At 32.6% G+C, this 14,446-nt stretch carries 11 protein-coding genes and 5 tRNA genes; 1 reads left to right on the forward strand and 15 read right to left on the reverse strand.

Features of this window, described 5'->3' with window-relative positions:
* Positions 1-8 precede the first annotated feature (8 nt).
* The 15 genes from rpoC to L8W56_RS07615 all read right to left on the reverse strand — a co-directional run bounded on the left by rpoC (position 9) and on the right by L8W56_RS07615 (position 13,802).
* Positions 9-4,562, reverse strand: coding sequence for a DNA-directed RNA polymerase subunit beta' (gene rpoC, locus L8W56_RS07545; protein ID WP_263659896.1), 4,554 nt, complete (start codon positions 4,560-4,562; stop codon positions 9-11).
* Positions 4,555-8,688: a DNA-directed RNA polymerase subunit beta gene (gene rpoB, locus L8W56_RS07550; RefSeq protein ID WP_220566613.1), complete on the reverse strand. Its 4,134-nt coding sequence runs from the start codon at positions 8,686-8,688 to the stop codon at positions 4,555-4,557. Before rpoB ends, rpoC begins: the two co-directional genes overlap by 8 nt.
* Before the next feature lie 95 nt (positions 8,689-8,783).
* Positions 8,784-9,161 (reverse strand): 50S ribosomal protein L7/L12, encoded by a 378-nt coding sequence (gene rplL / locus L8W56_RS07555; protein ID WP_012661184.1) that lies wholly within the window; start codon positions 9,159-9,161, stop codon positions 8,784-8,786.
* A gap of 20 nt (positions 9,162-9,181) precedes the next feature.
* Positions 9,182-9,661: a 50S ribosomal protein L10 gene (rplJ, locus tag L8W56_RS07560; protein ID WP_133319935.1), complete on the reverse strand. Its 480-nt coding sequence runs from the start codon at positions 9,659-9,661 to the stop codon at positions 9,182-9,184.
* Between the two features lie 155 nt (positions 9,662-9,816).
* A complete protein-coding gene (gene rplA / locus L8W56_RS07565) occupies positions 9,817-10,518 on the reverse strand; it encodes a 50S ribosomal protein L1 (RefSeq protein ID WP_039617747.1) in 702 nt (233 codons plus the stop codon).
* 64 nt (positions 10,519-10,582) lie between these two features.
* Positions 10,583-11,008, reverse strand: a complete 426-nt coding sequence (rplK, locus tag L8W56_RS07570; protein ID WP_012661181.1) for a 50S ribosomal protein L11 — start codon at positions 11,006-11,008, stop codon at positions 10,583-10,585.
* Positions 11,009-11,035: 27 nt separating this feature from the next.
* Entirely contained in the window at positions 11,036-11,569 is a 534-nt protein-coding gene (gene nusG / locus L8W56_RS07575) for a transcription termination/antitermination protein NusG (protein WP_087684660.1), read from the reverse strand.
* Between the two features lies 1 nt (position 11,570).
* Complete coding sequence (gene secE, locus L8W56_RS07580) at positions 11,571-11,753, reverse strand: preprotein translocase subunit SecE (RefSeq protein ID WP_039617745.1); 183 nt, start codon at positions 11,751-11,753, stop codon at positions 11,571-11,573.
* Positions 11,754-11,769: 16 nt separating this feature from the next.
* A tRNA-Trp gene (locus L8W56_RS07585) sits at positions 11,770-11,845 on the reverse strand.
* Positions 11,846-11,866: 21 nt separating this feature from the next.
* Positions 11,867-12,025 carry a 50S ribosomal protein L33 gene (rpmG, locus tag L8W56_RS07590; RefSeq protein WP_039617743.1) on the reverse strand — a complete coding sequence of 53 codons (159 nt, stop codon included), beginning with the start codon at positions 12,023-12,025 and terminating at the stop codon, positions 11,867-11,869.
* Positions 12,026-12,066: 41 nt separating this feature from the next.
* Entirely contained in the window at positions 12,067-13,266 is a 1,200-nt protein-coding gene (gene tuf / locus L8W56_RS07595) for an elongation factor Tu (protein ID WP_039617742.1), read from the reverse strand.
* A 65-nt stretch (positions 13,267-13,331) separates the two neighbouring features.
* Positions 13,332-13,406, reverse strand: a tRNA-Thr gene (locus tag L8W56_RS07600).
* 104 nt (positions 13,407-13,510) lie between these two features.
* Positions 13,511-13,587 (reverse strand) — tRNA-Gly (locus tag L8W56_RS07605).
* A gap of 7 nt (positions 13,588-13,594) precedes the next feature.
* Positions 13,595-13,680: transfer RNA gene (locus L8W56_RS07610), tRNA-Tyr, on the reverse strand.
* A 46-nt stretch (positions 13,681-13,726) separates the two neighbouring features.
* Positions 13,727-13,802 (reverse strand) — tRNA-Thr (locus L8W56_RS07615).
* Between the two features lie 92 nt (positions 13,803-13,894).
* Here L8W56_RS07615 and yaaA point away from each other — a divergent pair.
* The coding region (yaaA, locus tag L8W56_RS07620; RefSeq protein ID WP_263659897.1) for a YaaA family protein at positions 13,895-14,446 on the forward strand (552 nt) is incomplete at its 3' end.

The following is a 14,446-nucleotide window of genomic DNA, read 5'->3' on the forward strand; positions in this document are numbered from 1 at the left end:
AGGGATTTTTATTCTTTTTCTTTTAATTTAAGTTTTTGCTCTTGATATAATCCTGTTCCAACAGGAATCATACGACCTAAAATTACATTTTCTTTCAGATCTTCAAGATAATCAAATTTACCTGCAATACTTGCTTCTGTTAAAACTTTTGTTGTTTCTTGGAAAGAAGCAGCTGAAATCACGCTATCACTTCCAATAGCCGCTCTTGTTACCCCAAGTAACACAGGTTCAGCCACAGCAGGCTCACCACCATATCTTAAAATTCTTTCATTTTCTTCTCTGAATTTTCTTCTTGAAACTAAATCACCCACGATGAAGTTAGTATGACCACTATCTACAATTTTAACTTGTCTTAGCATTTGTGATACGATGATTTCAATATGCTTATCAGAAATCACAACACCTTGACCGCGATAAACTTGCTGAATTTCAGAAATAAGATAATAATGTAATGCTTTTTCACCTAAAATTCTAAGTACATCATGGCTTGAAATAACTCCATCGGTTAATTTTTCACCCGCATGGATAAACTCACCATCTCTTACTTGAATACGTTTTGATTTATCTATCAAATACTCTGCACTACTTCCATCTTCTGCTTGAATAATGATTCTTTCTTTTGATCTTAAAGGCTTATCAAATCTAACAACTCCATCAATTTCAGCTACAACGGCAGTGTTTTTTGGCTTTCTTGCTTCAAATAATTCAGATACTCTTGGAAGACCCCCGGTAATATCTTTTGATTTAGCTGCTGCCTTTGGTGTTTTAGCTAAAATATCAGCTTGCTTCACCTTATCACCATCATTTACATAAATAACAGTTTTTGGCTCTAATTGATAACGCACTACTTTGTCATTTTCACCTATGATTAACAACGCTGGACGCACTCCACTTGGTAAATACTCATTAATAACAAGCGATCTTTTACCTGTTGCTTCATCAATTTGTTCATCAGCACTATAGCCTGATTCAATATCTTCAAAATTTATAGTACCTGCAACCTCTGCAATTACGGTGTTATTATATGCATCCCATTCAGCAATGATAGTTTTATCTTCTTTGCTTGATTTTGCTATGATAGCTTTAGGATTATCCACAAAAGCACTATCATCAAATTCAATCACGGATTCTCTTGGTATATAATGTCTTTTTGCTTCTCTATCATTTTCATCAGCAATAACAACAAAAACACCTTTTTCTTTAACTACATCACCTTTTTTAAGATTTTTAATCCTATCTAAACCATCGCCTTTGAGCATGTAAAATTTTAATGTGCCTTTTGCACCTGCTATAATATCTTGAGTGATAGGATCACCATCTTTTACTAGCAATTCACTAGCATAAGGAATACGATTTGGTATATTCCAACCTTCTTTGATCACTTCAACAATACTTTCATTTTCAGCTACTTCAACACCATCGCTATATGGAATATATAACTTACCTTCGATATTACCACTTACACCAGCAAGCTCATTAGCTTTTGCTAAATCATATTTTCTTAATATAAATTTAGCTTCATTGTTTTTTGCTTTAACGCTAACCACTACATCTTCATACGCATGTTCAATATGGATAGTTCCTTTAAATGGGGCTTTGATTTTTGGCTCAACAAGTAAAATAGCAGCATTGCGATGATTTGCAACGATAGTTTTACCTTGTCTATCTTCATAAGTGTTAAGATTATAAAATCTTACAAAACCTTCTTTGTGTGCTACTACTTGACGATCTTGTAAATCTGTACTAGCAGTACCACCACTATGGAAAGTTCTTAGTGTAAGCTGAGTTCCTGGCTCACCGATTGATTGAGCAGATATAATACCTACAGCTTCACCTGGCTTAACTAATTTACCCTCACCTAGGTTAATACCATAACATTTAGAACAAACTCCTTTTTTAGCTTTACAAGTAATAGGAGTTCTAATACTTACACTCTTTACACCACTTTCAACAATTACTCTAGCTTTTTCTTCATCTATTAAAGTACCTTCTGAAAATAAAATTTCATTAGTAATAGAATCAATAATATTTTCAGCTAAAACTCTTCCTAAAATTCTTTCCTCTAAGGTTTCAATCACAACACCATCTGCTGTGATTTCATTAATTTCAACACCCTCATGTGCACCACAATCATCCATTGTAACTTTTACATTTTGTGCCACATCGATAAGCTTTCTTGTTAAATAACCTGCATTTGCTGTTTTTAATGCTGTATCTGCGAGACCTTTTCTAGCACCATGAGTTGAAATAAAATATTCAAGAACATTAAGTCCTTCACGGAAATTTGAAATAATCGGTGTTTCAATAATTGAGCCATCAGGTTTTGCCATAAGACCCCTCATCGCAGCAAGCTGTGAAATTTGAGCTGCTGAACCTCTAGCACCAGAATCTGCCATCATATAAATAGAGTTAAATCCTTCTTTATCTTTTTTAATTAACTCCATCATATCTTTTGACAAGATATTATTAGTGCTTTTCCAAATATCGATAATCTTATTATATCTTTCACCCGAAGTAATCAAACCTAAATTATATGAATTTTGAATTTCTCTTACTTGTTTTTTAGCTTCTTCTATGCTTTTTTGCTTTTGATCAGGCACAATAATATCAGCAATTGAAATAGAAATACCTGCTTTTGTTGCATATTCAAAACCAAGATCTTTTAGTTTATCTAAAAAGCTAGCACTTACTTCAAGGCCACCCTCTTTATAAACATAATCAACCAAAGCTGCAATATCTTTTTTCTTCATGACTTTATTCCACATATTTTCAGGAACAAAATCAGGTAAGATAGACTTAATAATCAATCTACCCGCGGTTGTTGTGATTTTTCTTCCATCAACCACACTTCTAATGCTTGCATGAATATCTAAAGATTTTGCTTCTAGAGCAATCATAACCTCTTCAATACCTGTGCAAATTTTATGCTCACCTTTAGCACCATCTTTTTCTAAAGACAGATAATAAATCCCCAAAACCATATCTTGAGAAGGCACAGTTACAGAACGACCACTTGCTGGAAGCAAGATATTCATAGATGAGAGCATTAATACTTTACACTCAGCTATTGCCTCTTGAGATAAAGGCACATGCACAGCCATTTGGTCCCCGTCAAAGTCAGCATTAAATGCCGCACACACTAATGGATGAAGTTGAATCGCTTTACCCTCTACAAGCACAGGATGAAAAGCTTGGATAGAAAGTTTATGCAAGGTTGGAGCACGGTTAAGCATTACAGGATGACCTTTAACAACCTCTTCTAAGCACTCCCAAACCTCATTAGTTTTGTTTTCTATCATTTTTTTAGCTTGTTTTACGGTAGTTGCATAACCTTTTTCTTCAAGCTTAGCTAACAAATGTGGTTTAAATAATTCTAAAGCCATTTTTTTAGGTAAACCGCATTGATCCATTCTAAGTTTTGGTCCAACAACAATAACACTACGACCTGAGAAATCCACCCTTTTACCAAGTAGATTTTGTCTAAAACGACCTTGTTTACCTTTGATAATTTCACTTAAAGATTTCAATGGGCGCTTATTTGCACCTTTAACTGCATTTGCTCTTCTGCCATTATCAAACAAAGCATCAACTGCTTCTTGTAGCATTCTTTTTTCATTTCTAATGATAATTTCAGGTGCATCAAGCTCCATAAGTCTTTTTAAACGCGTATTTCTATTGATAACCCTTCTATATAAATCATTCACATCAGAAACTGCAAATTTTCCACCATCTAAAGCTACCAAAGGTCTTAAATCAGGTGGTAATACAGGTAAATTTGTGATCATCATCCACTCAGGACGATTTGGTACTACTTCATCAATATTTGTATTGCTATTTAAATTACTATTTAAGAAATTTTCTACCACTTTTAAGCGTTTGATGATAGTTTTTTTCTTTGCTTCTGAATTAGTTGCTGCAATATCTTCTTTTAATTTATTTAAAAGCTCGACAAGATCTAAATTTGCTAGTAAATCTCTAACAACTTCACCACCCATTCTAGCTTTAAATCCACTACTTTCATAGCGTTGCATTAAATTTAAATACTGCTCTTCATTTAACACATCACAAAATTCAACTTTTTTAGTATTTTCATTATCATAGTATGCATCACCTGGATTTTCTACTATATATGCTTCATAATATAATACGCGTTCTAAGTCTTTCATCTTTACGCCGAGTAAAGTACCGATACGACTTGGTAAAGAGTTCACATACCATATATGTGCTACTGGGGTAACTAGCTCAATATGCCCCATTCTTGAACGACGCACTTTAGAACTAGTAACTTCAACACCACATTTTTCACACTTAATGCCCTTAAAACGCATTTTTTTATACTTACCACAAAGACACTCATAATCTCTTACTGGTCCAAAAATTTTAGCACAAAAAAGCCCATCTCTTTCAGGCTTTAAAGTTCTATAATTAATCGTTTCTGGTTTTTTTACTTCCCCATAAGACCATGATTTGATTTTTTCAGGACTTGCAAGTCTTAATTGAAAAGCTTCAAAGTCTCTAGGTCTGCCATCTTCTTTTATTTCGATAGGTTTAAATTTACTCATTATTCTCATCCTTATCAAAAATCTCAACATCTAAAGCAAGAGATTTTAATTCATTTGTAAGTACAAAGAATGTCTCTGGAATACCTGTTGCTGGAACATTCTCGCCTTTTGTTAAAGCTTTATAAGCACTAAATCTACCCTCAACATCATCAGATTTAATAGTAAGCATTTCTCTTAAAGTATGAGCTGCTCCATAAGCTTCAAGAGCCCAAACTTCCATCTCACCAAATCTTTGCCCACCAAATAATGCTTTACCACCAACTGGTTGTTGTGTTACTAAGCTATAAGGTCCAGTGCTTCTTGCGTGAACTTTTTCATCTACTAAATGGTGTAATTTAAGCATATACATACATCCAACATGCACACGCTCTGCCATTTTTTCACCAGTTCTTCCATCATAAAGTTCACTTTTTCCATCCATAGCTATTTTAGCCATTTCAAAAAGCTTACCAAATTCTTCAACCGTTACACCTTCAAATACAGGAGTAGCAAATTTTACCCCTTTAGCCCAATCTCTAGCATAAGAAATAAGTTGCTCATCATTTAAAGTTTGTACAAATTTCTTTTCTAGCTCAAGTCTAGATACACTACAAATTTCAAGAATTTTTTCGCGTAATTCTTTTACAAAATCTTTTTGTTTTCTATCAAAAATTTCTTGAATTTGATCACCTAGTCTCATACCAACAATCCCTAAGTGACTTTCAAGAATTTGTCCTATATTCATACGACTTGGAACCCCTAGAGGATTTAAAGCTATATCAATAGGTCTTCCATCAGGTAAATAAGGCATATCAACTTCTGGAACGATATTAGATACAATACCTTTATTTCCATGGCGTCCTGCCATTTTATCCCCAACTTTTAATTTTCTCTTAGTCGCAATATATACTTTAACAAGTTTTACCACTCCACTTGGTAAAATATCATCTTTTTCTAAAATTTCTAATTTTTCATCATGCTCTGTTTTAAGCTTTTTCTTCTCGTTTTGGAAGTGATTTTTTAAATCATCATATTCTTTTTGCACTTCTTTAGAATAAGCTTTAACTAAAGAATTTAATGCAAAACGATTAATTTTTTCCAACTCGGTAATTTCTACCTTGGAACCTTTTTTATATTTAACACCATTTATTTCTTCGTCTGAATTTAAAGGTGATTTAGAAAGCAAAGAACATACTCTTAAAGTTTCTTCTCTGTCCATCATCAAAAGTCTATCGTGATGTTCTTTTTCAAGATTTAATTTTTCATCATCATAGGCTTTTACAGCACGAGCATCTTTTTCATAACCTTTTTTAGTAAATATTTTTACATCTACAACAACACCTTCCAATGAAGCAGTTGCATATAAAGATTTATTTACAACATGTCCTGCCTTTTCACCAAAAATAGCTCTTAGTAATCTTTCTTCAGGCGTAGGTTTTACCTCACCTTTAGGTGAAACTTTACCTACCAAAATCATACCAGGCTTTATATGAGTTCCTATTTTTGCAATACCACTCTCATCAAGATGTGCTAAATCTTCCTCTTTAACATTTGGAATATCTTTTGTAATCTCTTCAACGCCATCTTTAAGTTCTCTAGCCTCTACTTCTTTTTCATAAATATGAACACTAGTGAAAGTGTCTTCGCGTAAAATTTTCTCACTAATTACAATAGCATCTTCATAATTATATCCATGCCATGGCATAAATGCGATCAAAGCATTTTTACCAATAGCAAGCTCTCCTTGGTCCATACTTGGACCATCTGCAATAATTTGACCTGCTTGAATAAATTCGCCTTTTTTCACAATCGGGTGTTGAATAAAAGTTGTATTTTGGTTAGTTCTTAGATTTTTTTCCATTTTATAATGATCAATAAATGGTCCATTTTCATCTTCGCCCAAAATAAAAATATTTTTATTATCAACTTTTTCTACAATACCTGCTCTTTTAGCTTTAATAGCTTCCCAAGCATCACGTGCAATGATTTTTTCCATACCAGTACCTACTATAGGTGCTTGTGCGGTTAGTAAAGGCACTGCTTGACGCTGCATGTTTGAACCCATCAGGGCTCTGTTTGCATCATCATGCTCCAAAAATGGAATCAAAGAAGCTGCGACCCCTACTATCATACCTGAACAAAGATCAATCAAATGCACTTCTTCTCTTCTTGCTAAGATTGTTTCACCATCTTGTCTTGCTTCAACAAATTCTTCAACAATATTACCTTTTTCATCAATTTTAGTTGAAGCAGCTGCGATCACTAAACCTTCTTCTTGAGTAGCGGTTAAATAAACAATTTCATTGCTTACTTTTCCATTTTCTACTTTCTTATAAGGTGCTTCAACAAAACCTAGATCATTTACTTTAGCATAAGTTGAAAGCGTATTAATCAAACCGATATTTTGACCTTCTGGAGTTTCAACAGGGCAAATTCTTCCATAATGCGTTGCATGGACATCACGCACTTCAAAACCCGCTCTTTCTTTTACTAAACCACCCTCGCCAAGCGCAGATAAACGACGCTTATGAGTTACCTCGCTTAATGGATTTGTTTGATCCATAAATTGAGACAATTGACCACCGGTAAAAAATTCCATAATTGTCACAGTAATTGTTTTAGGATTGATTAAGTCATAAGGCATTACTTTATCAATATCTGCATTTAATGCGGTAAATTTATCTCTAATTGATTTTTGCATTTTAGCAAGACCCACATGAAGTTCATTAGCTAAAAGCTCTCCAATCGATCTAATACGACGATTACCTAAATGATCTCTATCATCAATATGGCCTCTACCATTTTTTACTTTAATTAAATATTTTGCAGTTTTTACTATATCTTCATTTGTTAAAACTGTAACATATTCAGGTGTATCTAATCCTAGTTTATGATTCATTTTCATACGACCAACTTTTGTTAGATCATATCTTTCAGGATTAAAAAATAAATCATTTACAAAAGCTTTTGCAGCATCTTTTACTACAGGCTCACCTGGTCTCATTACTTTATAAATTCTAATAGCTGCTAAATCATTTTCATCTTCTATATTTTCAGTTTGTTTTAATAATTTTAAAGTCTCATTATCTTGAATGAAAGAATTAATAATAGCAGCATCAACTCCATTTGCTAAGTCATTTGCAATATCAAATTGTTTTTCTTCTTTAATTTTAGCTAATTTTCCCTCATCTAATAGCGTTAAAGAATCAAACAAAACCTCACCGGTTTCTTTATTAATAATAGGGTTAGCTAAATATCTATTTGTTAAAATTTCAATTGGATATTCAACCCATTTAACACCGTCTTTTATAAGTTGCTCAGCTTTTTTCTTTGTCATTCTTTTACCGGCTTGGTGTACAACATTGCCTTTTTCATCTTTTAAGTCATATTCGACTCTATCTAAAAAGTCATTTGGATTAAATTCAGTTAAAAATTTATCTTTTTTAACATGAATAGTTTGTATAGGGTAAAATAATTTTATAATATCTTGCTTTTTATAACCAAGTGCTCTAAATAAAATAGTAATAGGCACTTTCCTTCTTTTATTAATACGCACATAAAGCACATCTTTTGCATCATATTCAAAATAAAGCCAAGAACCACGATCTGGTATAATTTGAGCTGTATATACTAATTTATTTGCAACAGTAGAACTTTCTTCTTCTTTAAAAATAACACCTGGACTTCTATGAAGTTGATTTACAACAACTCTTTCAACCCCATTAATTATAAAAGAAATTCTATCTGTCATTAAAGGAATTTCTCTAATATAAATTTCTTGTTCTTTGATATCTTTTATACCGATTTTTTCACCCGTTTTTTCATCTTTTTCATGTAAAGTTAAACGGATTTTCATTTTCAAATTTACAGAATAAGTTAAACCTCTTTCCATGCACTCTCTAATGGTATATTTAGGTTTACCTACTTCACTACTTACATATTCTAAACTTAATCTATTTTGCGGATCATGGATTGGAAAGATAGATTTGAAAACTTTTTCAATTCCACTTTCTGAATTTTTTGCATCTAAATTTAAAAAATAATCAAAACTCTTTTTTTGTAATTGTAATAAATTTGGAATGTCTATTTGTTGTGGAACATTCGAGAAGTCTATTCTTAAACGATTTCCTGATTGTGAATTTAACATATTATTATACCCCATGGTAAAAGTATTGAAAGAAAGAATCCTTATTAAAGGAAAACAAGAAAGGATATAAAATCCTTTCTTTTAAAAATAAAAAATTATTTAAGTTCAACCTTAGCGCCAGCTTCTTCAAGTTGTTTTTTAGCTTCTTCAGCTTCAGCTTTACTAACACCTTCTTTAAGAACTGATGGAGTTTGCTCAACTGCATCTTTTGCTTCTTTTAATCCAAGACCAGTTAAAGCACGAACAACTTTAATTACATTAATTTTTTTATCGCCACCATCTTGTAATACAATATCAAATTCAGTTTTTTCTTCAGCAGCACCGCCAGCAGCACCCGCAACAGCAGCACCCGCAACCATAACTGGAGCAGCAGAAACACCAAATTTTTCTTCAAATTCTTTTACTAATTCTGAAAGCTCAAGAACACTTAGGTTAGAAATAAATTCTAATACATCTTCTTTAGTAATTGCCATTTTTTATCCTTTTTATAATTTTATTCAGCTTCTTTTTTTTCTTTTAATGCATTTAATCCAATTGTAAAATTGGTGATTGGTGCATTCCAAACTTGCAAAAGCATAGCAAGTAATTCATTACGAGAAGGCATTTTAGCTAAAGCTTTAACTTTATCTACAGAAGCAACTTCGCCTTCGATAAATGCAGTTTTGATCTCAAATGCTTGATTAGCTTCGCTAAATTTATCAGCAACTTTTGAAACATTTAATTGGTCTTCACCCCAAAGATAAATATTAGTATCTTTAAGTTCCATTCCATCTTTGCCGGCATTTTTAAGAGCAATACTTGCTAAAGTATTTTTAATAATTTGAACTTTAACATCCATTTCTCTCGCATTATTTCTTAACTCTTCAAGTTTTTTAGTATTTAAACCCTTATAGTTACAAACTACAACAGCCTCACTAACTTTAAAACCTTCTTCAAGTTTAGAAACAAGTTCAACTTTTTGGCTTTTAGTCATCTTTACTCCTTTCCGACCGGTGATTTCAAGCAGAGCAGAAAAATCTAATTAAGTCCTAGGACCTCGGCTATCTCCAATCTAAGATAAAAATTAGATAAAATAAAAGTTATTATCTTATCTAATTTTTATTAATGAGAGTAAAACTCTCATTAATTTTATTTTGTATCAAGTAATTCTTGAGTATCAAGAGAAAGAGAAGGACTCATAGTTAAAGAAAGACTAGCATTTTTAATATATCTTCCTTTTGCAGCAGCTGGCTTGTGTTTATTAATAGCTTTTACAAATGCTGTCATATTTTCTTTTAATTGTTCTTGAGTAAAGCTAACTTTACCTAAACCTGCATGGATATTTCCTTGCTTATCAACACGGAAGTTAACTTGACCATTTTTAGCATTATTCACAGCTTGTGCAACATCCATTGTCACAGTACCTGTCTTAGGATTTGGCATTAAACCTTTAGGTCCTAAAATACGACCTACTTTACCAACTAAACCCATCAAATTTGGAGTAGCAATTAAAACATCAAAATTCATATTTCCTTTTTGAATTTCTTCTACTAAATCATCACTACCAACTATATCAGCACCTGCATTTTTTGCCTCATCAGCTTTTGCATCTTTTGCTATAACAGCAACACGCACTTTTTTACCTGTACCACAAGGTAAAACTACACTACCTCTTACCATCTGATCTGCATGTCTTGGATCAACATTTAATTTTAAAGCAATTTCAACTGTTTCATCAAATTTAGCAGATGCAAGAGTTTTAACTGTGCTTATTGCCTCATCCATTAAGTAATTTTTATTTGAATCTATTTTTTTTAATAATTCTGTAAATCTTTTAGTATTTTTTGACATTAATTTTTCTCCGCATTTTATATAAAGTGCTACCGCCTTTTTAAACTCTTGGCGGTAAAGAGTATTAATCTACGATTTCAACACCCATAGAACGAGCAGAACCCATAATAATCTTAGCAGCTTGCTCTCTATCTTTTGTGTTCATATCAGCTATTTTTTTATCAACAATTTCTAAAACTTGTGCTTTGGTTAATTTACCTACTTTATTTTTTAAAGGATTATCTGCACCTTTAGAAATACCTGCAGCTTTTTTGATTAAATCAGTAGCTGGTGGTTGTTTTGTGATAAATGTAAAGCTTTTATCTGCATAAACAGTAATAACAACTGGAATATTAAAGCCAGCCATATCTTTTGTTCTTTCATTAAATGCCTTACAAAATTCCATAATATTAACACCTTGTTGACCCAAAGCAGGACCAACTGGAGGTGATGGATTAGCCTTAGTAGCAGCTATTTGTAATTTTATTTCTCCTACGACTTTTTTAGCCATAACCTTACTCCTTTACTTGCTATATTATCAAACTATTTTTTCAACTTGAGAGTATAAGATCTCTACCGGAGTTGATCTGCCAAATATTGAAACATTTAGCTTTAAAACTCCTCTAACCATATCATATTCTTCTACAATACCAACAAAGTTTGCAAAAGGACCTTCGGTTATTCTTACACTTTCTTCTTTATCAAATGAAATTTTAGGTTTAGGTGCTGCTTTATTTTTCACCTTTTCTAAAATAAGATTGATATCTTTTTCACTCAATGGGGTTGGTTTTTTACTTTCCCCTATAAAACGACCAACTTTTGGCAAAGATTGAATTTTATGCCAAAGTTCTGTTGATAAGTCAATATTGGCAAATACATAGCCTGAATACAAACTTCTTTCGCTTATTTTTTCTTTACCATTTTTAAATTCAATCACATCTTCAGTTGGAACAATTACCTCTAGCAATTGCTCTTGAATTCCATGATCTCTAACTAAATTTTCTATGGCTCTTTTTACAGCCATTTCACTACCTGCATAAGTTTGAATTGCATACCATTTATGATTCATTATTTTATCCTATAATCTTAGATAATGAAAATGACATAATTAAGTCAACCAATGCTAAAAATAATGAAACAACAGTGACAACTACAAAAACGGTAATATAAGCATTTCTAACTTGCTCTTTCAAAGGCCAAATAACTTTTGATAATTCAGCTTTTGACAATTTAAAATAAGTTATTAGTTTTTCCATATTTAACCTTATTTTGTGGCAGGGCAAGAGGGATTCGAACCCCCAACCATCGGATTTGGAATCCGGTGCTCTACCGTTGGAGCTATTGCCCTAAGGGCTTTTATATAAAAGCCTTAACTTTTTAATTTAACTTCTTTATGAACTGTATGTTTTTTTAATCTTGGGCAATATTTTTTTAATTCTAATTTTTCAGTTGTATTTTTACTATTTTTAAAAGTACTGTAATTAATATCACCGCACTCTTCACATTTCAAGCCAACTTTAATTCTCATTTTTATTCCTTAAAAAAAGCGAGATAAAATCTCGCTTATGATTATTTAATAATTTTAGATACAACACCTGAACCAACAGTACGGCCACCTTCACGGATAGCAAAACGAGTACCTTCTTCAAGTGCAACTGGTGCAATAAGACTTACAGTAATTCTAACATTTTCACCTGGCATAACCATTTCAACGCCTTCTGCAAGTTGGATAGAACCAGTAACATCTGTTGTTCTTACATAGAACTGTGGTCTATAGTTATTAAAGAATGGAGTATGACGACCACCTTCATCTTTATTTAAAATATAAACTTCTGCTTCAAAGTCAGTATGTGGAGTAATTGATTTTGGCTTAGCAAGAACCATACCACGAAGAACATCTTCTTTTTTAGTACCACGTAGAAGAACACCTACGTTATCACCTGCTTCACCTTGATCCATTTCTTTTCTAAACATTTCAACACCAGTTACTGTAGTGCTTTGTGTTTCTCTAATACCAACGATTTCAATAGTATCACCAACTTTAACAACACCTTTTTCAATTCTACCAGTAACAACTGTACCACGACCTGAAATTGAGAATACATCTTCGATTGGCATTAAGAAATCTTTATCTGTATCACGAGCTGGAGTTGGAATATACTCATCAACTGCTGCCATAAGATCTAGGATTTTTTTAGACCATTCTCCATCTTGTCCAGCTTTTGCTTCTTCAAGAGCTTGTAAAGCAGAACCTGAAATAATTGGAGTATCATCTCCTGGGAAGTCATAAGAACTTAATAGTTCTCTAATTTCCATTTCAACTAATTCTAATAATTCAGCATCATCAACCATATCAGCTTTATTCATGAAAACAACGATATATGGTACACCTACTTGGCGAGAAAGTAAGATGTGCTCTCTAGTTTGTGGCATTGGACCATCTGCAGCAGAAACAACAAGAATAGCACCGTCCATTTGAGCAGCACCAGTAATCATATTTTTAACATAGTCAGCGTGACCTGGGCAGTCTACGTGTGCATAGTGACGATTTTCTGTTTCATACTCAATGTGAGAAGTTGCAATAGTAATACCACGCTCTTTTTCTTCAGGAGCATTGTCGATATTATCATAATCTTTAAGCTCAGCCAAACCTCTTCTTGAAAGAACAGCAGAGATAGCAGCTGTTAAAGTAGTTTTACCGTGGTCAACGTGACCAATAGTACCAATATTTACGTGAGGCTTATTACGTGAAAATTTTTCTTTAGCCATCTTTTTCCTCCATATAAAATTTACAAACAAATACTAATTTATGTTTTATAATCTTTTGAAATCAATGGAGCTCATAGCGGGACTTGAACCCGCGACCTCTCCCTTACCAAGGGAGTGCTCTACCTCTGAGCCATACGAGCGCTCAGAAAAATTAAAAACATAAATTATAAAATTTTGGAAATTGAAACTGCTAGAAATTCTTAATTTAAAAACAGCTCCCAGTTTCACTCTACCAAAATTAGGTTGGAGCGGGAAACGGGACTCGAACCCGCGACCCTCAGCTTGGAAGGCTGATGCTCTAGCCAACTGAGCTACTCCCGCAAAGCAATGGTGGTGAGTCGTGGATTCGAACCACGGAAGGCGAAAGCCAGCAGATTTACAGTCTGCCCTCGTTGGCCACTTGAGTAACTCACCATGATAAAAATGCTTTTTATTTCTGGTCAAACACTGCTATCAACAATGGAGCTGGTTAAGGGACTTGAACCCCCGACCTGCTGCTTACAAGGCAGCTGCTCTACCAACTGAGCTAAACCAGCAAAAAATAAAGTTGAATTATAATGTAATTTTGAATTAATGTCAAGTGTTTTAAATAATTTTATATAATTTTTAAAAAAATAAAGGATTGATTATGAAAATTTTATTTTCACCTAGCGAAAGCAAAAATAAAATAAATACGCAAGATTATATAAATAAAAACTCTTTTGTTTTTAGTAATTTATATAGTAAAAGACTTGAAGTACTTACAAAATATAAAAATCATATAAAACAATGCAATGAAGTTGAACTTGAAAAATTTTTTGGTATAAAAGATGCAAGTGAAATAGAAGAATTAACTCATGATATTTTAACAAAAGAAACAAACAAAGCTATTCAAAGATATAATGGAGTTGCTTTTGATCATTTAGACTATGAAAATTTAAGCGAGAATTCAAGAAAATACATAGATGAGAATGTTTTGATATTTTCTAATCTTTTTGGTCCTATTTTAGCAAAAGATTTAATACCTTATTACAAATTAAAACAAGGAGAGAAAATTAAAGAATTTAATATAGAAAAATATTACAAAGATAGTTTCTCTGATGAACTCGATAAATTTTTAGAAAATGAATTAGTCATTGATCTTAGAGCTAAATTTTATGAAAAATTTTATACTATTAAAAAGCCTTTTTTAACTTTTACC

Source organism: Campylobacter sp. IFREMER_LSEM_CL1085 (assembly GCF_025772235.1).
Lineage (GTDB): Bacteria > Campylobacterota > Campylobacteria > Campylobacterales > Campylobacteraceae > Campylobacter_D > Campylobacter_D lari_D.